17 protein-coding genes, 1 tRNA gene and 1 other RNA gene are annotated in these 17,923 nt (G+C 74.9%); 9 read left to right on the forward strand and 10 right to left on the reverse strand.

Annotated elements, in window-relative coordinates; genetic code table 11:
* Window positions 1–22 precede the first annotated feature (22 nt).
* The 6 genes from ASG49_RS12955 to ffs form a co-directional block, all read right to left on the reverse strand.
* Window positions 23–1,339, reverse strand: a complete 1,317-nt coding sequence (locus tag ASG49_RS12955) for an aspartate kinase (RefSeq protein WP_235562066.1) — start codon at window positions 1,337–1,339, stop codon at window positions 23–25.
* A gap of 69 nt (window positions 1,340–1,408) precedes the next feature.
* Window positions 1,409–2,038: a DUF5063 domain-containing protein gene (locus ASG49_RS12960; protein WP_056542547.1), complete on the reverse strand. Its 630-nt coding sequence runs from the start codon at window positions 2,036–2,038 to the stop codon at window positions 1,409–1,411.
* Window positions 2,031–2,630 (reverse strand): recombination mediator RecR, encoded by a 600-nt coding sequence (gene recR, locus ASG49_RS12965; RefSeq protein ID WP_056542550.1) that lies wholly within the window; start codon window positions 2,628–2,630, stop codon window positions 2,031–2,033. The genes ASG49_RS12960 and recR overlap by 8 nt, the downstream gene beginning before the upstream one ends.
* Entirely contained in the window at window positions 2,631–3,041 is a 411-nt protein-coding gene (locus ASG49_RS12970; RefSeq protein WP_056542551.1) for a YbaB/EbfC family nucleoid-associated protein, read from the reverse strand.
* A 109-nt stretch (window positions 3,042–3,150) separates the two neighbouring features.
* A complete protein-coding gene (locus ASG49_RS12975; RefSeq protein ID WP_056542553.1) occupies window positions 3,151–5,241 on the reverse strand; it encodes a DNA polymerase III subunit gamma and tau in 2,091 nt (696 codons plus the stop codon).
* A 65-nt stretch (window positions 5,242–5,306) separates the two neighbouring features.
* Window positions 5,307–5,397, reverse strand: an RNA gene (gene ffs, locus ASG49_RS18350) — signal recognition particle sRNA small type.
* Window positions 5,398–5,481: 84 nt separating this feature from the next.
* On the opposite strand from ffs, the gene ASG49_RS12980 reads away from it, so the two are divergent.
* The 3 genes from ASG49_RS12980 to ASG49_RS18930 all read left to right on the forward strand — a co-directional run bounded on the left by ASG49_RS12980 (window position 5,482) and on the right by ASG49_RS18930 (window position 7,847).
* A tRNA-Ser gene (locus tag ASG49_RS12980) sits at window positions 5,482–5,566 on the forward strand.
* Between the two features lie 161 nt (window positions 5,567–5,727).
* On the forward strand, window positions 5,728–6,897 hold the full coding sequence (locus tag ASG49_RS18925) for an acyl-CoA desaturase (RefSeq protein ID WP_056542558.1): 1,170 nt from the start codon (window positions 5,728–5,730) through the stop codon (window positions 6,895–6,897).
* On the forward strand, window positions 6,894–7,847 hold the full coding sequence (locus ASG49_RS18930; RefSeq protein WP_056542560.1) for an NAD(P)H-binding protein: 954 nt from the start codon (window positions 6,894–6,896) through the stop codon (window positions 7,845–7,847). The genes ASG49_RS18925 and ASG49_RS18930 overlap by 4 nt, the downstream gene beginning before the upstream one ends.
* A gap of 94 nt (window positions 7,848–7,941) precedes the next feature.
* On the opposite strand, the gene ASG49_RS12995 is transcribed toward ASG49_RS18930, so the two are convergent.
* Genes ASG49_RS12995 through ASG49_RS13005 form a run of 3 tightly spaced genes read right to left on the reverse strand, consistent with a single transcriptional unit; the run spans window position 7,942 to window position 11,033 of the window.
* Window positions 7,942–8,448 (reverse strand): TspO/MBR family protein, encoded by a 507-nt coding sequence (locus ASG49_RS12995; RefSeq protein ID WP_156384335.1) that lies wholly within the window; start codon window positions 8,446–8,448, stop codon window positions 7,942–7,944.
* Window positions 8,445–9,368, reverse strand: coding sequence for an oxygenase MpaB family protein (locus ASG49_RS13000; protein ID WP_056542564.1), 924 nt, complete (start codon window positions 9,366–9,368; stop codon window positions 8,445–8,447). Before ASG49_RS13000 ends, ASG49_RS12995 begins: the two co-directional genes overlap by 4 nt.
* Before the next feature lie 48 nt (window positions 9,369–9,416).
* Window positions 9,417–11,033, reverse strand: coding sequence for a helicase HerA-like domain-containing protein (locus ASG49_RS13005; RefSeq protein ID WP_056542566.1), 1,617 nt, complete (start codon window positions 11,031–11,033; stop codon window positions 9,417–9,419).
* A gap of 50 nt (window positions 11,034–11,083) precedes the next feature.
* Here ASG49_RS13005 and ASG49_RS13010 point away from each other — a divergent pair, with 50 nt between their 5' ends.
* Window positions 11,084–11,386 carry a type II toxin-antitoxin system VapB family antitoxin gene (locus tag ASG49_RS13010; protein ID WP_056542568.1) on the forward strand — a complete coding sequence of 101 codons (303 nt, stop codon included), beginning with the start codon at window positions 11,084–11,086 and terminating at the stop codon, window positions 11,384–11,386.
* A 25-nt stretch (window positions 11,387–11,411) separates the two neighbouring features.
* Window positions 11,412–11,927 carry a LytR C-terminal domain-containing protein gene (locus tag ASG49_RS13015; protein WP_056542570.1) on the forward strand — a complete coding sequence of 172 codons (516 nt, stop codon included), beginning with the start codon at window positions 11,412–11,414 and terminating at the stop codon, window positions 11,925–11,927.
* Between the two features lie 31 nt (window positions 11,928–11,958).
* Here ASG49_RS13015 and ASG49_RS13020 read toward each other — a convergent pair whose 3' ends face one another.
* Window positions 11,959–13,467, reverse strand: a complete 1,509-nt coding sequence (locus ASG49_RS13020; protein ID WP_056542572.1) for a potassium/proton antiporter — start codon at window positions 13,465–13,467, stop codon at window positions 11,959–11,961.
* Between the two features lie 109 nt (window positions 13,468–13,576).
* Between ASG49_RS13020 and ASG49_RS13025 the strand changes: the two genes are divergently transcribed.
* The 4 genes from ASG49_RS13025 (at window position 13,577) to ASG49_RS13040 (ending at window position 17,916) form a co-directional block, all read left to right on the forward strand.
* Window positions 13,577–14,338 carry a hypothetical protein gene (locus ASG49_RS13025; protein ID WP_056542575.1) on the forward strand — a complete coding sequence of 254 codons (762 nt, stop codon included), beginning with the start codon at window positions 13,577–13,579 and terminating at the stop codon, window positions 14,336–14,338.
* The gene (locus ASG49_RS13030; protein WP_156384336.1) at window positions 14,335–15,822 is read left to right on the forward strand and encodes a sensor histidine kinase; all 1,488 of its coding nucleotides are present in this window, start codon (window positions 14,335–14,337) and stop codon (window positions 15,820–15,822) included. Before ASG49_RS13025 ends, ASG49_RS13030 begins: the two co-directional genes overlap by 4 nt.
* A 44-nt stretch (window positions 15,823–15,866) precedes the next feature.
* Entirely contained in the window at window positions 15,867–16,523 is a 657-nt protein-coding gene (locus ASG49_RS13035) for a response regulator transcription factor (protein WP_056542579.1), read from the forward strand.
* A 70-nt stretch (window positions 16,524–16,593) separates the two neighbouring features.
* A complete protein-coding gene (locus ASG49_RS13040; protein ID WP_056542581.1) occupies window positions 16,594–17,916 on the forward strand; it encodes a GNAT family N-acetyltransferase in 1,323 nt (440 codons plus the stop codon).
* Window positions 17,917–17,923 lie beyond the last annotated feature (7 nt).

Genomic DNA, 17,923 nt, shown 5'->3' on the forward strand with positions numbered 1-17,923 from the left:
GACGATCCCGATGCGTGCCACGTCAGCGCCCCGTCCCGCCGTAGACCACGGCCTCGACCTCGTCGGAGTCGAGGTCGAAGGCGGTGTGGGTCGCCGTCACGGCAGCGTCCACGTCGCCCTCGTCCACGATCACCGAGATCCGGATCTCCGAGGTGGAGATCATCCCGATGTTGACCCCGGCCTCGGCCAGGCAGTTGAAGAACTTCGCCGTCACGCCGGGGTGCGAGCGCATCCCCGCGCCGATGAGCGAGACCTTGCCGATGCGGTCGTCGTAGATCAGCGAGTCGAACCCGATCGCGCCCTTGAGCGCGTGCAGCGCCTGCATGGCGGTCTGGCCGTCGGTGCGCGGCAGCGTGAAGGAGATGTCGGTGAGGTTGGTGGAGGCCGCCGAGACGTTCTGCACGATCATGTCGAGGTTGATCTGCGCCTTGGACAGCGCGTCGAAGATGCGCGCGGCCTCGCCGACCTTGTCGGGCACCCCGACGACGGTGATCTTGGCCTCGCTGCGGTCGTGCGCGACGCCGGAGATGATGGCTTGCTCCATGGTGCCCTCCTGGGACTCCTGGTCGTCGATGCTGCCGGAGACCACGGTGCCGTGGAGCTGGCTGAACGACGAGCGGACGTGGATCGGGATGTCGTAGCGGCGGGCGTACTCCACGCACCGCAGGTGCAGGATCTTGGCGCCGCAGGCGGCGAGCTCGAGCATCTCCTCGTAGGTGACGCGCTCGAGCTTGCGCGCGGTGGGGACGATGCGGGGGTCGGCGGTGAAGACGCCGTCGACGTCGGTGTAGATCTCGCACACGTCGGCGTCGAGCGCCGCGGCCAGGGCGACGGCGGTCGTGTCGGTGCCGCCGCGGCCGAGCGTGGTGATCTCCTTGGTGTCCTGGCTGACGCCCTGGAACCCCGCCACGATCACGATGTGGCCCTCGGCGATCGCGTCGGTGATGCGCCCGGGGGTGACGTCGATGATCTTGGCCTTGCCGTGGACCGAGTCGGTGATGACGCCGGCCTGCGAGCCGGTGAAGGACCGCGCGGTGAAGCCGAGGTCGGAGATCGCCATCGCGACCACGGCCATGGAGATCCGCTCACCGGCCGTCAGCAGCATGTCGAGCTCGCGCGCCGGGGGGACCGGGCTGACCTTGCTGGCGAGGTCGAGCAGGTCGTCGGTGCTGTCGCCCATCGCCGAGACGGCGACCACGACGTCGTTGCCCTGCTTCTTGGCCTCGACGATGCGGCGGGCCACGCGCTTGACCGCGGCGGCGTCGGAGAGGGAGGACCCGCCGTACTTCTGCACGACGAGGCCCCGGGTCGCGGCCTGGTCGGCCACCTCAGTGCTCACGGGAATCCCCTGGGCTCGGCTGCTGGGACGTCGGTCCGACAGGCGGACCGTCGTCGATTCTACGGCCGGTCAGGAGCGGGTCGTGCCGGCGTCCACGGCGTCGGCGGCCGGCGGCACGTCACCGAGCTGCTCGGCCGCCTCGATCTGCTCCAGCTCGCCCTCGACGTCGCGGTCGAGCCGGTCGTGCGCCACCACGGAGTGCAGCGCGCTGAGCACGCCGCAGGCGCTGGTGCCCCAGGAGGCGAGGTAGGAGTACTGCCACCACCACAGCGCCTCGCGGGCGTCGCCGTGGCGGAAGTGCCGCAGCCCGTGGGCGACGTCGGTGGCGATGATGGTGAGGTCGTCGGAGAGCTGGCTGGGCAGCGTCGCCGGGTCGTAGGGCTCGAAGTTGTGGGCGTAGGTGTCGATGTCGCCCAGCACGTCGGCGAGCCGCAGCCGCATGGCGTCGAGGTCGGGGTCGGGCCCGACGTCGGGCTGGTAGCGGGTCGGGGTCTCGAAGTCGACCTGGGCGCCGAGCCGGGCGCCGGCGAGCAGCAGCTGGCTGACCTCGAGCAGCAGCAGGGGTACGGCGGCCCCGCCGGCCGCCTCGCCGCGCGAGATCGCCTGCAGGCCGAGCAGGTAGACCTCCACCGCGTCGGCCACCTGCTGGGCGAGCTCGTCGTGCTCCTGGACGGGCACCTCGGCCCCCGGGTCAGTCACCGGCGTTCCTCCTCCCCGCGAAAGCACGTCCGAGGGTGACCTCGTCGGCGTACTCGAGGTCCCCTCCCACCGGCAGTCCACTCGCCAGTCGCGTCACGCGCAAGTCGAGCGTCCGCAGGAAGCGGCTCAAGTAGGCCGCGGTCGCGTCGCCCTCGATGTTGGGGTCGGTCGCGAGGATCACCTCGACGACCGTCCCGTCGGCCAGCCGACCCATCAGCTCACGGATCCGCAGCTGGTCGGGGCCGATGCCCTCCAGCGGCGAGATCGCGCCGCCCAGCACGTGGTAGCGCCCCCGGAACTCCCGGGTGCGCTCGATCGCGACGACGTCCTTGGGCTCCTCGACGACACAGATCAGCGTCGGGTCGCGGCGGGGGTCGGCGCAGATCCGGCACTGCTCGGACTGGGAGACGTTGCCGCAGGTGGAGCAGAACGTCGCCTTGGCCTTCATCTCGAGCATGGTCTCGGCCAGGCGGCGCACGTCGGTCGGCTCGGCCGCCAGCAGGTGGAAGGCGATCCGCTGCGCGCCCTTGGGCCCGACGCCGGGGAGCCGGGCGAGCTCGTCGATGAGGTCCTGCAGGACGCCTTCGTACACCTAGAAGCCCCCGGGGCGACGCGGCTCCTGCGGGTCGGCACCGGGGCCGCCCAGGGAGCCTCCGAGGGCGCCGCCGAGGTCCCCGCCGAGGTCCAGGCCGCCGCCGGCGAGCGGGCCGAGGGCGTCGGCGGCGAGCTCGTCGACGCGGCTCTTGGCGTCGCGGTAGGCCGCGACCACCAGGTCACCCAGGTCGGTGAGGGACTCGGCGTCGGTGCCGGCCACGGCCTCGGGCGAGACGGTGACGCCGGTCAGGTCGCCGGTGCCGCTGAGGGTGACGACCACGCCGCCGACGGAGCCCTCGACGGTGCGTTCGGCGAGCTCGGCCTGCGCCTGCATCAGCTGGGCCTGCATCTGCTGGGCCTGCTCGAGCATGGAGCTGAGGTCGAGGCTGCCGAAGGGGTTGTCGGTCATGTCGTGGCTCCAGGTGGGTGACGAGGTGGGGTGACGGGGTGGGTCGGTGGTGGGGTGGTGCCGGGAACGGTTGGTGCGGGGTCGTGCGGAGGTGGTGCGGCTCGGAGGCTCAGCTGTGCGGGATGTCCTCGATGACCGTGGCACCCAGCTCGCGGGCGAGCAGCTCGGTGGTGTCGATGCCGTTGTCGGCCGCCGACGGGTCGTCGCGGTGGGCGTCGGCGTCGGGGTCCTCGCGGGGCCCCTGCTCCCCCTCGGGGGTGCCGGGGCCTCGGGTGGCCGCGATCCGGGCGCGGGCGGCCTCGCTCGCGCCGGCACGGGGCGCCGCGGGCGGGGCCGTTGCCGCGGGTCCGGGGTCGGGCGGCTCCGGGCCGGAGGGGGGCTCGGGGGCGTCGGGCACGGCCGGCCGGGTGACCCGCATCGCGGTCTGCGCACCCGGGTCGGTCGCGGAGTCGACGACCGTCTCGATCTTCCAGTCGGCGCCGACCATGTCGATGGCGGCCTGGCGCAGGATCTCCTCGCTGCCGCCGCCGAGGAAGGAGTCGCGGGCGCCGGCGGTCTTGAAGCCGACCGTGAGGCTGCGCTGGTCGACCCCGATGACCTGGGCGTTCTGGCTGAGCAGGATCCAGGTGAAGCGCCGCATCCGCTTGACCTGCTCGAGCAGGTCGGGCCAGAGCCGACGGACGTCGGCCAGCGAGAGCTGCCCAGGGGCGGCCTCCTCGGCGACCGCGGCGGGGTCGGAGGCCGGCGCGGGGACCGGCTCGGTGGCCGGCTGGGCGGCGGGCTGGGGCGCGGGCTGGGGCGCGGGCTGGTCGGGGCCGGCCCCGCGCGAGGGGCGCTGCGCGACCTCCTCCGGCATCCGGGGGCCGGCGGGCGCGGCGGGGGCGGCCTGCTCCGCGCGGCGGGAGTCGGGCGCGGGCGGCTCGGACCGGGGGCCCTCGGGCGCAGGGGGCTGGGTCCGGGGTGCGGCCGGCGCGGGCGGCTCGGCCCGGGCGGCCGGGCGGGCGGCGGGCAGGTCGAGGGGGCCGGAGCCGGCGACGTCGAGGCGGCGCTCGAGGCGGTCCATCCGGGCGAGGACGCCGAGCTCGGCGTGGTCGGCGCCGGGCAGCAGCACCTTGGCGCACAGCAGCTCGAGCAGCAGCCGGGGCGTGGTGGCGCCGCGCATCTCGGTCAGCCCCGCCGCGACGAGGTCGGCGGCGCGGACGAGGTCGGCGCGGCCGAACCGCGCGGCCTGGGCGACGAGCCGCTCGGCCTGGTCCTCGGGGGCGTCGAGGAGGCCCGAGGCGTGGGCCTCGGGGACGGCGGCGACGATGACGAGGTCGCGCAGCCGGCGCAGCAGGTCCTCGGTGAAGCGGCGGGGGTCCTGGCCGGTCTCGATCACCTTGTCGACCACCCCGAAGACCCCGGCGCCGTCCTGGGCCGCGAAGGCGTCGACGACCTCGTCGAGCAGGTTGTCGGGGGTGTAGCCGAGCAGCCCGGTGGCGACCTCGTAGGTCACTCCGTCGGGACCGGCGCCGCCGAGCAGCTGGTCGAGCACCGAGAGCGAGTCGCGCGCGGACCCGGCACCCGCCCGCACCACCAGCGGCAGCGCGGCGGCGTCGATGCGCACGCCCTCCTTGGTGCACAGCTCGGCGAGGTAGTCCGAGAGCACCCGCGGCGGGATCAGCCGGAAGGGGTAGTGGTGGGTCCGCGAGCGGATCGTCGCGATGACCTTCTCGGGCTCGGTGGTGGCGAAGATGAACTTGAGGTGCTCCGGCGGCTCCTCGACCAGCTTGAGCAGGGCGTTGAAGCCCTGCGAGGAGACCATGTGGGCCTCGTCGATGATGTAGACCTTGTAGCGGCTGCTGACCGGCGCGAAGAAGGCCCGCTCGCGCAGGTCGCGGGCGTCGTCGACGCCACCGTGGCTGGCCGCGTCGATCTCGATGACGTCCACCGATCCGGGGCCGCCGCGGGCCAGGTCGACGCACGACCGGCACTCGCCGCACGGGTCGGAGATCGGCGCGCGCTCGCAGTTGAGCGCCCGGGCCAGGATGCGGGCGCTCGTGGTCTTGCCGCAGCCACGCGGGCCCGAGAACAGGTAGGCGTGGTTGACCCGGTTGTGGGCCAGAGCCGCACGGAGCGGCTCGGTGACGTGGTCCTGCCCGATGACCTCGGCGAACGTCTCCGGCCGGTAGCGGCGGTAGAGGGCGAGCGAGGACTGCACCCGGTCACCCTAACGACCGGCGCCGACAGGCGTACGACGGCCGCGTCGAGGCGCTCCGGGGAGCGAAAGGCCCCCCGTGCACCCGGCAGAGCCCACCTGCCCTTGCTGCCTTCCGGCCCTGGGGGAGTTCAGTGAGGTACCGCCGCACGGGGGGTTGTCCCGGAGTCTAGGCGAGGGGTCGACCGCTCGCCCAACCGGGCGATTTCCCGCGCGCGAACCGGGGGCGGTAGCCTCTCCGGCGGAGGATTCGCCTAGTGGCCTATGGCGCTCGCTTGGAAAGCGGGTTGGGTTAACGCCCTCAGGGGTTCGAATCCCCTATCCTCCGCCGCTCGTGGGCCCGGGGGTCCGGCTCCGGCCGGGCCGCCGGGCCCACGTCTGCACCCGGGGTGCGAGCGGTCCGGCCCGCAACGGGTACAGCGTCCGGGTCGTGCGCCCACCGATCGACCGCCGACGCCCGCCTGACACCGGACCGCCGAGGAGCACGTCGTGACCGCGCTGGAGCACAAGACCCCCAACCAGGTCCAGCACCTGACCGATGCCGACGTCGAGCGGCTCGGCGAGGAGCTGGACGCCATCCGCCGCGAGGTGCTGGCCTCGCGCGGCGCCGCCGACGCGGCGTACATCCGGCGGGTGATCCTGGTGCAGCGCCTGCTCGAGCTCGGCGGCCGGGCCGCGCTGCTCGGCAGCCGCCGCCGGCCGGTGTGGCTGCTCGGCACCGCCGCGCTGAGCCTGTCCAAGATCCTGGAGAACATGGAGATCGGGCACAACGTGCTGCACGGTCAGTGGGACTGGATGCGCGACCCCAAGATCCACTCCACGACCTGGGAGTGGGACCACGCCACCCCGGCGGCGGAGTGGAAGCGCTCGCACAACGGCTCGCACCACGTGAACACCAACATCCTCGGCATGGACGACGACCTGGGCTACGGGATCATGCGCGTCGACGAGGAGCAGCCGTGGAAGCCGCGCTACCTCGCCCAGCCGGTGTGGAACGCGCTCAACGCGTGCTTCTTCGAGTACGGCATCGCGGCGTACGACCTGCAGCTCGGCGAGAGCTTCCGCTCCGGGTCGGGGCTCACCGACGACCAGCGGGTCCGGCTGCGCGCCACCCTGCGCAAGGTCGGCCGCAACGCCGCCAAGGACTACCTGCTGATGCCGCTGCTCTCGGGCCGCTCGTGGCGCCACACGATGGCCGCCAACGCCACGGCCAACCTGACCCGCAACGTCTGGAGCCACTCGATCATCATGTGCGGCCACTTCCCCGAGGGCGTCGAGACCTTCGCGCAGGAGGCGATCGACCCCGACGAGACGCGCGGACGGTGGTACCTCCGCCAGATGCTCGGCTCGGCCAACATCTCCGGCAGCCCGCTGCTCCACCTGCTCAGCGGCAACCTCTCGCACCAGATCGAGCACCACCTGTTCCCCGACCTGCCGAGCAACCGCTACGCCCGGATCGCGCCGCGGGTGCGTGGGGTCTTCGAGCGGCACGGGCTGCGCTACCACTCGGGCTCCTTCCCCACCCAGCTCGCCTCGGCCTGGCACAAGGTGGCGCGGCTCTCCCTGCCCGACGGCTGGGTGGAGCGCCGGCGGCGCGGCCTGCGCGACGCCCTCCGCTCGTCCGTCTCCGCTCCCGCCCTGCGCGGGGTGGCCGCGTGAGGGTCCTCGTCACCGGCGCCACCGGCTACGTCGGGTCGCGCCTGGTCCCCCGCCTGCTCGAGCGCGGCCACGACGTCCACGCGGCCGTGCGCCGCGAGGGCTCGGCCGACCACTACCCCTGGGTCGACGACGTCGAGCTGACGCGCTTCGACATCACCGACCCCGACCTCGTCCGCGAGGCCGTGCAGGGCATGGACGCCGTGGTCTACCTGATCCACTCGCTGGACTCCGAGGACTTCCTGACCAAGGACCGCGAGGCCGCCGAGCTGGTCGCGGGCGCCTGCGAGCAGGCCGGCGTCGGCCGTGTCGTCTACCTCTCCGGGCTGGTGCCCGACGGCGAGCTGTCGGAGCACCTGCGCTCGCGGCTCCAGGTCGAGGAGGTCTTCCTCGGCTCCTCGGTGCCCGCCACCGTGCTGCGCGCGGCGATGGTCATCGGCGCCGGGTCGACCTCGTTCGAGATCCTGCGCCGCCTCACCACCCGGGTCCCCGTGGCGCCGATCCCGACGTGGATGCGCTCGCGGCTCCAGCCGGTGACGATCGAGGAGGTCACCCTCGCGGTGGCCGGCGCGCTCGACGGCGAGCCCCGCGACCGGCACTACGACGTGGGTGGCGACGACGTGGTCAGCTATCCCGAGCTGCTGCGCGTGATGGCCGACGTGCTCGGCGTACGCCGCCCGCAGGCGACCGTCCCGCTCGTGCCCAAGGGCCTGGCCGGGCGCATCGTCGCCGCGGTCACCCGGATGGACCGCCCCACGGTGGTCTCGTTGGTCGACAGCCTCTCGCACGACCTGGTGTGCGGCGAGGACGACGCCAAGCGCGAGCTGCTGCCCGACGACTACCGCTCGGTGCCGCTGCGCGAGGCGCTGCGTCGCTCCCTCGACGACGACGGCGCGGAGGGCACCTCGACGACCGGCGACAGCCTGTCGGGCGCGGGCACCGACCCGGCCTGAGCCCCCGCGTCCGGGGCCCGCCGTCGTCGGGTCGTGAGGCCGGAGGGGCGCCAGGGCGCCCCGTGGGACTCACGACTCCACCTGGTGCGGTCGCTCAGCGGTTGCGGCGGGCGATCGAGCCGTTGAGCGCGGTCGCGAAGGTGCACCAGGCGGGGTACGGCGCGAGCGCGGCGCCCAACGCGGGGTCGGCCGAGGCCACCCGGCGGACCAGCACCCCGGAGTGAGCGGCCAGGGCGGCGCACCACACGGTCGACAGGACGGGCCGGCGGGACCGCCAGAACAGCACGCTCCAGCCGGTGTTGAGGACGAGGTTGACCGCCAGCGTGCGGCGCAGCATCGCGGCGTCCTCGGTGCGGCCCTGCTCCTCGAGCTCGACGAGGGCGGCGGCGCCGGTGACCGCGATGTCGGCGTAGAGCGGCGTCCAGACCAGCGGGAACGCGATCGGCGGCGGGTCCCACGGGGGCTTGGCCAGGGCGCGGTACCACGGGTCGTCGGGCGTGGTGGCGGCCGCGCCGAGCGCGGCGCTGGTCGCGGCGGCGGCGCCGGTGGCGGCCAGCGTGCGCAGCCCGCGCCGGGTGGCCACCCTGCTCCAGGCGCTCATGCGGACTCCTCCTCGTCGTCGCGGTCGAGGGGGCCGGCCCCCGGGGCGCGATCGGCGAGACCGGCCATCCCCCACCGCACCAGGGCGGTCGACAGGCTGCCCGCACCGGCCGCCACGGTGACCCCGGGACCGAAGACGGGCAGCGCCAGCTGCAGCCGGGCCCAGCGCGGCAGCAGCGCCACGCCCCCGGCCGCGATGAGCGCGTAGCCCGGACGGGCCAGCACCGGCACCGGCGGGTTGAGCAGCATGAAGCGGGTCGCCTCGCGGGCCGCCGCGGTGATGCGCAGCTCGGGACGGAAGGCCTCGAGCACCTCGTCGAGCTCGGCCACCGACTCCGGCAGGTCGCGCGCGCCCAGGCGGGAGGCCGCGACGTTGGTCTGCCGGACGTAGAGGTCGGCCTCGGCGTCGGTCAGCGGCTGCGCGGCGTAGGTCTGGTAGGCCCGCAGGAACGACCACACCTCGGCGACGTGGACCCAGCGCAGCAGGTGGGGGTCGTCGGCGGCGTAGGGCACGCCCTCGTGCTCGCCGCGCACCCGCCGGTGGACCGCACGGACCACGGCGATCGACTGCTCGGCGTCGGCGACGGTGCCGAAGGTCGTCACGGCGAGGTAGTGGCTGGTGCGCTGCAACCGGCCCCACGGGTCGCCCTTGTAGCCGCTGTGGCCGGCGACCCCGGCCATCGCCAGCGGGTGCAGCGACTGCAGCAGCAGCGCGGCGATGCCACCGGGGAACATCGCGGCGTCGGCGTTGACGCGCCACACCGGGTCCTCGGGGGTGAACCATCGCTCGCCCTCGGCGCCCCAGATCCGGGCGGCACGCTCCGGGGCGTCGTCGCCGGCGACCCGGGACCGCAGTGCGAGGCCGAGCCGTCGCTGGGCGGCGCGCGACGCGGCGCGCGGGAGGTCGAGGGGTGAGGTCACCTCACGAACGTACCCAGCACCGCCAGGCGGCACCGGGGTCCCGACGGGCTACCGGCGGCCCGTGCGGAACATCCCGCGCACGATCTCGCGGGCGGCGGTGCGCACCACCTGCTTGAACGCGGTCGAGCCCATCACCTGCTCGGCCATCGACTTCTCCTGGCGGCGGGCGCGGGGACGCGAGCCCGAGCGGGGCCGGGTGGCGCGCTCGCCCTCGCGGCGCAGCCGGTCCTCGGGGGTGTCGGCACGCTCCTGGCCGGCCTGCGCCGCCTCCTGCTCGGCCCGGGCCTTCGCGGCGCCGGCCTCGAGCTTGCCGGCGAGGATCTCGCGGGCCGACTCGCGGTCGACGGCCTCGGCGTACTTGGCGTGCAGGCTCGAGCCGGTCACCGCCGCCTCCATCGCCGCGGGGTCGGCCGGGCCCATCAGCGACTGCGGGGCGCGCAGGCGGGTCCAGGCGACCGGGGTGGGGGCGCCGCGCTCGTTCATCACGGTGACGATCGCCTCGCCGATGCCGAGCGAGAGGATCACCTGGCCCAGGTCGTCGTAGGCGGAGTGGGGGTAGGTCGCGACGGTCTGCTTGAGCGCCTTGGCGTCGTTGGGCGTGGCCGCGCGCAGCTGGTGCTGCACCCGGGACCCGAGCTGGGCCAGCACCGCGTCGGGCACGTCGGTGGGCGACTGGGTCACGAAGAAGACGCCGACGCCCTTGGAGCGGATCAGCCGGACGGTCTGCGCGATGGAGTCGAGGAACGCCTTGGAAGCGTCGTTGAAGAGCAGGTGCGCCTCGTCGAAGAAGAAGACCAGCTTGGGCTGGTCCACGTCGCCGACCTCGGGCAGGTCGTGGAACAGGTCGGCCAGCAGCCACATCAAGAAGGTGGAGAAGATCGCGGGCCGGTCCTGCAGCCGCGGCAGCTCGACGAGCGAGATCAGGCCCCGGCCGTCGGCGGTGGTGCGGAGCAGGTCGGCGGACTCGAACTCCGGCTCGCCGAAGAAGGCGTCGGCGCCCTGGTCGGAGAAGGCGATCAGCTCGCGCAGGATCACGCCCGCGGTCGCCGCGGACAGCCCGCCGAGGTCCTTGAGGTCGGCCTTGCCCTCGTCGCTGGTGAGGTGCTTGACCACCTCGCGGAGGTCGGCGAGGTCGAGCAGCGGCAGCCCCGCCTCGTCGGCGTAGTGGAAGACGAGCCCGAGGGAGGACTCCTGGGTGTCGTTGAGGCCGAGCACCTTGGACAGCAGCGTCGGGCCGAAGGCCGTCATGGACACGCGCAGCGGGATGCCGGTGCCCTCGCCGCCCAGCGCGTAGAACTCGACGGGGTGGCCGGTCGCCTGCCACTCCTGGCCCACCGACGCGGCCCGCTCGACCACCTTGGGGTTCTCGGCGCCCGGGGCCAAGAGCCCGGAGAGGTCGCCCTTGATGTCGGCCGCGAAGACCGGCACGCCCTGGGCCGAGAGCTGCTCGGCGAGCAGCTGGAGGGTCTTGGTCTTGCCGGTGCCGGTGGCCCCGGCGACGAGACCGTGGCGGTTGAGCATGGCGAGCGGGATGCGGACGCGGACGTCGGTCAGGGTGCTCGGGTCGGTCATCAGGCCGCCCAGCTCGAGGGCGGCGCCCTCGAAGGAGTAACCCGCCGCGACGGTGCTGCTGATCGTGTCCGCTGGTCCGGGCGCCTGGCTCATGCGGGCCAGAGTAGACCGGGCCGGGGCCGGCCCGTCCCTATGATGTGGCGGTGATCTTCAAGCGCGTGGGCGAGGGACGGCCCTACCCCGACCACGAGCTGGCCGCCCGCGACTGGGCCGCGCTGCCGCCGCGTCCGGTGCGCCTCGACGAGCTGGTCACCACCAAGGACACGCTGCAGCTGGCCGCCCTGCTGGACGAGGACTCAACCTTCTTCGGCGACCTGTTCGCCCACGTCGTGGAGTGGCGCGACGACCTCTACCTGGAGGACGGCCTGCACCGTGCGCTGCGCGCGGCGCTGCACCAGCGGCACGTGCTGCATGCGAGGGTCCACGTCATCGACGACCTCTCCTGACCGACGCCGACCTGGGGGACCCACCGTGGACCGACGCCACATCACGACCGCCGCCACCCTCGTGGTGCTGCTGCTCGTGCTCGCCGGGATGGCGGTGTTCGGGGTGCGCGCGCTGACGGCCCCCCTGCCCGACCGCAGCGCCGGCGGGCCCGCGTGCAGCTCGGCCGAGCGGCAGGTGCAGGAGTTCGTCACCCGCCGCGACGTGCAGGTCAGCGTCTACAACGCAGGATCCATCTCCGGACGCGCCGGCACCGTGCTCGAGACGCTGGAGGAGGCCGGCTTCCGCGGCGGCAACGCCGGCAACGCCCCGGCCGACGTCCGGGTCCAGCGCGCGGTCGTGTGGACGACCGAGGCCGACGACAGCGCCGCCGAGCTGGTGGCTGCGTCGCTCGGGCCGCGCACGCGGGTGGAGGTGGTGCCCGAGGACCTCGGCCCCGGCGTCGACGTGCTGGTCGGCGACCGGCAGATCTCGGTCTCGCCCGACGCGCCGCGACGGGTCAGGCTCCCGCAGCCCGTCGAGAAGTGCATCGACGTCAGCTGAGCACCCCCCTCGCCCCGCCACCCACCGGGGCTCATGCCGGCGGGCGGGTGCCCAGCCACTGCGCGAGCCGGCCCCCGACCGAGACCGCCCGCAGCCGCTTCTCCGTCGCCTCGCGCAGCGCCCGGGGGGTGACGACGAGGACGTCGTCACCGTGCCGCAGCACGGTGCGGCGCTCGGGCACGATGGTGTGGCCGTCGCGCACCACCAGGGCCACCGAGGAGCCCGGCGGCAGCCGCAGCTCGCCCACCTCGACGCCGTGCATCAACGAGCGCGGCGAGATGGTGATCTGGAGCAGGTCGGCCGCGATCCGCTCCAGCGGGGCCGCCTCGACCTCGAGGTCTCGCGGCTCGCTGCGCCGGGCCAGCCGCAGCGCCCGGGCCACCCACGGCAGCGTCGGACCGGTCACCAGGGTGTCGAGCAGCACCACCACGAAGACGATGTCGAACAGCTGGGTCGAGCCGTCGACGGCGTCGGCGAGCGGGATGGTCGTGAGCACGATCGGGACCGCCCCGCGCAGCCCCGCCCACGACAGGAACGCCCCCTCGCGCAGCCCCACCGGCTGCACCAGGGAGGCCACCCCGACCGAGAGCGGCCGGGCGACCAGGGTCAGGGCCAGCAGCGCCAGCACCGCGATCACCACCGTCTCCAGGGTGATCCGCCCCGGCGCCGCGAGCAGGCCGAGCATCACGAACAACCCGATCTGGGCCAGCCACGCCACGCCCTCGGAGAACGACCGCGTCGCCGCCCGGTGGGGCAGCTCGGCGTTGCCGAGGACGAGCGCCGCGACGTAGACCGCGGCGAAGCCGGAGCCGTGCAGGGTCGCCGTCCCGGCGTACGCCAGGACCGTGAAGGACAGCACCGCGAGCGGGTAGAGGCCCGAGGCGGGGAGCGCCGAGCGGCGCAGCAGCCAGGCCCCGCCGAACCCGACCAGCGCACCGCCGAGGACACCGAGGCCGAGCTCGTAGACGATCTCGAGCGTGAAGCCGAGGACGCCGTGGCCGCCGCCCGCGCTGCCGGCGCTGACCAGGGTGACCAGCACGACCGTCGGGGCGTCGTTGAGGCCCGACTCGGCCTCGAGCGCGCCGGTGAGCCGGCGTGGCAGCGGCAACCGTCGCAGCACCGAGAACACCGCCGCGGCGTCGGTGGGCGCGGTCACCGCCCCCAGCAGCACAGCGAGCTCCCAGGTCAGCCCCAGCAGGAAGTGGCCGACGAGCGCCATCGTGAGCACGCTCACCGCCACCCCGACGGTGGCGAGCGAGACCCCCAGCCGCATCACCGGCCGGATCTCCGGCCAGGGGGTGGTGAGACCACCCTCGGCCAGGATCAGCACCAGCGCGGCGAAGCCCAGCGCGTGCGCGACCTCGGCGTCGTCGAAGCGGATGCCGAGGCCGGACTCGCCCATCACCACGCCCATGGCGAGGTAGACCAGCAGGCTCGGCAGCCCGGCCCGCACGCTCAGCCGCACGGCCAGGATCGCCAGCAGCAGCACGCCCGCCCCGACCAGCAGCAGGCGGTCGAGCTCGTGGACGTCGAGTGTCACGGGGGCACCTCGGCGGTCGTGGGGGCGGAGGCCCAGTCTAGTGCCGCGGGCGCCCCACCCACCGGACACGGCCCTTGGCGTCGGGGCCCGGCACTGCCACGATCCCGCTGTGCCGCAGCCGCTGATGTGGGAGCCCGACGACGGGCCCGCCGCGCGCGCCCTGCGGCGGGCGCTGACGCGCGGCGTCGGTCTGCTGTACGCCGGTGGCACCGTGCTCGCCCTGGTGGGGGCCCGGGTCGCCACGGGCGACGCACGGCTGCTGTACGCCGGGGCCGGGCTGGTCAGCCTGGTGCTGACCGGGCGCTGCGCCCGCGGCCGGCTCGTGCTGCCCGACCTGCTGCTGCTCCTGGCGCCGGTGGTGATGGTCAACGCCGTGCCCGACGTGCTCCCCATCGGGGCGGGCCTGCTGGGCGGGCTGTTCTCCTCGTTCTTCCTGGTCGGCTCGCTCACCGTGCTCACCCGCGCCTGGGGCCTCGCCCTGCTGGGGGTGTGCACGGTGGCGTGGCTGCTGGCCAGCCTGACCGGGCTGTCGGGGCAGGCGGTGGCGGACGCCCTCGACGTCGCCGCCCTCAACACCGGGATGTGCGTGGCCGAGGTGGTGTTCCTGCGCAGCCTGGTCGGCAACGCCCGCGTCCAGGACCGGCTGGCCGCCGAGCAGGAGCGGCTGGAGACCGAGACCAGCCTGCGCGACCTCGAGCACGCCTCGACCGCGGTCGTGCAGCGGGTGCTGCACGACGACGTGCTCAGCGCCCTGCGCGCCGTCGCGGACTCCCCCGCCGGGGTGACGCGCGACCCCGGCCAGGAGGAGGACGTGCGTCGTGCCTGTCGCGACGCGGCCGCCGCCGTACGGCTCCGGACGGGCGCCCCGTGAGCCCCGTGGGGCCCGTGACCCCGGCGAGCGCGGCCGCCGGCTTCGCCCGCGCGGCCACCGAGGGGCTCGGGCTGCGCGTGACGGTCGACGTCGTCGATCGCGCCTGGGAGGTGCCGGACGCCGTGGTGGCCGCCATGACCGGCGCGGTCCGCGAGGCGCTGCGCAACGTCGGTCGCCACGCCGGCACCGACGAGGCGACGGTCACCGTCGTCGCGACGGCCCGGGGCCTCGAGGTCGAGGTGGTCGACCGGGGACGCGGCCTGGGCCCGGACGCGGCCGAGGGGTTCGGGCTGCGCCGCTCGGTGCGCGAGCCCCTCGAGGCCGTCGGCGGCGGAGCCGAGGTGGCCCCGCGCTCGCCGGGTCCCGGCACGACGGTCCGGCTGTGGTGGCACGCACCGCCCCGGGACGGTGACGCCCGGCTGGCGCAGGCCTACGCCACCACGATGCGCTCCTCGGGCGGCTCGGGGATCGCCCGGACGGTGGCGATCCCGCTGCTGCTCGCCAACGCCGCCGTGGGCCTGCACGCGGCCGGGCAGGCGCGCTTCCCGGTCGCCACGGTCCTCGTCGTCGTGGCGCTCGCCCTCGCGACGCTCGTCGCGCTGCGCGACGTCGAGCGCGGCGCCCCCACCGCCCGTCGGCTGTGGGCCTGGGGCACGTGGGTGGCGGCCGCCGGCGGGGCGGGGCTGCTGCTGGCGGGGCCGGGGGCGCTCGCCGGCTTCGACTCCTTCTCCGTCGGGTTCGCCGCGCTGCCCCTGGTGCTGCTGGCGTACGTCGTGCCCGCCCGCGACCTGCCGGTGCTGGTCGTGCCGCCGCTGGCCACCGTGGTCGTGGCTCTGGCGCTCGACCCGGGCGTCGACCTCGTCGGCGGGTTCGGGGCGCTGAACGCGACCGTCACCCCGACCGCGGTCGCCTGCGCGATCGGCACGGCGCTGCGTCGCTCCGTGGCCGACCTCGACCAGCAGCGGCACCGCGTCGTGCGCGCCCGCGCCGACGCCAGCCGCGCCGACTTCCTCGCCCGGGCCGGCCAGCGCCACCTCGACCACACCCGGCGCCGGATCCTGCCGTGGCTGCACCGGGTCGCCTCCGGGGAGCTCGACCTCGACGACCCGGCCGTCCGCACCCGGGCGGCGCTGCTGGCCGCGGAGGCGCGCGACGACCTCTACGTGCCCGAGTTCTTCGACGACGACCTGCGGGAGCTGGTGACCGACTTCCGCCGCGGGGGCGGCACCGTCGTGGTCCGGCCCGGCGCCGACCCGGGGGTCGGTGAGCGCGACGCCGGCCGGGTGCTGCGCTCGCTGCTGACCGGCCTGCCGCCCGGGAGCCGGGTCACCTTCCACCAGCAGCCCGACGGTCGGCGGGTGCGGCTGGCGGTCGTGCCGCCGGCGGCCCCGGACCTGCTCGCCACGCTGCGGGTCCGCCACCCGGGCGTCACCGCCCGGTCCGACGCGTTCGCCACGACGCTGCACCTGGACGACCTCCCCTGAACCGGGGATGGCGAGCCGGTGCGGGAGGGGCGTACGACGTGCACATGCCGGTCCCCGCCACCCCGCCGCGCCCGCTCGAGGTCGTCGTCGTGGAGAACCACGAGAGCACGCTGGCCGGCATCGCCGAGCTGTGCGCCGCGCACCCCGAGGAGCTGCGGCTCGCCGGCGGACACACCTCGCTCGACGCCCTCGACCTCGACGGTCCGGCCCCCGACGTGGTCGTCCTCGACCTGCTCCTCGGCCGCGACGACGTGCTCTCCACCCCGGCCATCCCGCGGCTGCGCGACTGGCCGGCCAAGGTGCTGGTGCACACCTCGGAGGAGAAGCCGGTCGTGCTCCGCGCCGCCGTGCTGGCGGGGGCCAACGGCGTCGCGCTCAAGAACGACGGGCTCGGCGCCCTCCTCGGGGCGCTGCGCGACCTGCGCGAGGGCACCCACACGGTCTCCAGCGCCCTCGCCCTGGCGCTGCTCGAGGACGCCTCCCTGGCGGCGGCGCTCACCGCCCGCGAGGTCGAGGTGCTGCAGGGGGTCGACGACGGCCTGAGCCACAAGCAGATCGCCGCCCGGCTCGGCATCGCCCAGCACACCGTGAAGAGCCACGTCGACAACGCGTGCGCGAAGTACCGCCGCATCGGCCGCCCGGTGACCAACACCGTCTCGGTCGTGCGCCAGGCCCGCTCGGACGGCTGGCTGGACGGCTAGGCCCGTCGGCCCGTCGTGCGCCCACCGAACCCGGTTGGCCGCCCCCGGGGGCGTCCGCTGTGATGGACCCATGAGCCCCGAGCCGACGACCTCCGACGCGCCGCCGCCCGTCGTGCCGCCCGTCCTGCCGCCCGTCCTGCCGCCCGCCCCGCACCTGGCCGAGCCGTCGCTGGAGCAGGTCACCCCCGCGACGTTCGTCGACTGGACCAAGGCGTTCGCGCGCGGGTTCCACGAGGAGCACCACCCGGAGACCGAGGACCTCGACCGCGAGGTGTTCGAGGACGACCGCTCCTTCGGCTTCCGGGTCGGCGACCGCTGGGTCGCCACGTGCGGGGCGCTGACCCGCGAGCTCACCGTGCCGGGCGGCGCGTCGGTGCCGACGGCCGCGGTGACGGTGGTGACCGTGCACCCGCCGTACCGGCGACGGGGCCTGCTGAGCGCGATGATGCGCCACCAGCTCGACGACGTCGCCCGGCGCGGCGAGCCGCTGGCGGCGCTGTGGGCCTCGGAGTCGCTGATCTACGGCCGCTTCGGCTACGGCCCGGCGGTGTCACGGCTGCGGCTGCACGGGCGCACCCGGTCGCTCGACTTCCTCCCGGGCGTGGCGACCGGCGGCTCGGTCGACGAGGTCACCCGCGAGCAGTTCGAGGCGGTGGTCCGGCCGCTGCACGAGCGGCTGCGGCGGACGCGCCCCGGCACGATGGCGCGCCCCGCCGACCACTCCTGGGAGATGGCGCTCCTCGACCGGCCGTTCGTCCGCGACGGTGCCACCGAGCTGCGCCACGTCGTGCACTGGAGCCGGGCGGGCGAGGTCGACGGGTTCGCGACGTACCGCTTCAAGGAGGGCGGCACCGCCACCGAGCCCGACAGCGAGGTGCGGGTGCAGGAGCTGTGGGCCGAGGACCCCGTCGCGCACGCGACGCTGTGGCGCTACCTGCTCGACCTCGACCTCGCGCGTCGTTTCCTCGCCCGCAACGCGGCCTCCGACGAGCCGCTGCGGCTGCTGGTGCGCGACGCCCGTGCCGTGGGCACGGAGGTCCTCGACGCGCTCTACGTGCGCCTGGTCGACGTGCCCGCCGCGCTCCGCGCCCGGTCGTACGCCGCCCCGGTCGACGTCGTGCTCGAGGTCACCGACGAGCTGCTCCCCGCCAACGCCGGCCGCTGGCGGCTGCGCACCGACGGCCCGGCGGCGAGCACCACCGTCGAGCGCACCTCGGACCCGGCCGACGTCTCGCTGGGGGTGCTGGAGCTGGGCACGGCCTACCTCGGCGGCGTACGGCTGACCGACCTGCACCGCGTCGACCGCGTCACCGAGCACACGAGCGGGGCGGTCGCGGCGGCCGGCACCGCGCTGTCGTGGCACCGCGACCCCTGGTGCCCCGACTTCTTCTAGCCGGCGG

Origin of the sequence: Marmoricola sp. Leaf446, from assembly GCF_001424755.1 — a bacterium.
In the GTDB taxonomy this organism is placed as follows: Bacteria; Actinomycetota; Actinomycetes; order Propionibacteriales; family Nocardioidaceae; genus Marmoricola.

Bases quoted from the DNA above. Each gene is read 5' to 3' on its own strand.
- ASG49_RS13035 (WP_056542579.1), top strand. From the start codon at position 15,867: ATGCCGGTCCCCGCCACCCCGCCGCGCCCGCTCGAGGTCGTCGTCGTG.
- ASG49_RS12995 (WP_156384335.1), bottom strand. From the start codon at position 8,448: ATGAGCGCCTGGAGCAGGGTGGCCACCCGGCGCGGGCTGCGCACGCTG.
- ASG49_RS12970 (WP_056542551.1), bottom strand. From the start codon at position 3,041: ATGACCGACAACCCCTTCGGCAGCCTCGACCTCAGCTCCATGCTCGAG.
- ASG49_RS13005 (WP_056542566.1), bottom strand. From the start codon at position 11,033: ATGAGCCAGGCGCCCGGACCAGCGGACACGATCAGCAGCACCGTCGCG.
- ASG49_RS13040 (WP_056542581.1), top strand. From the start codon at position 16,594: ATGAGCCCCGAGCCGACGACCTCCGACGCGCCGCCGCCCGTCGTGCCG.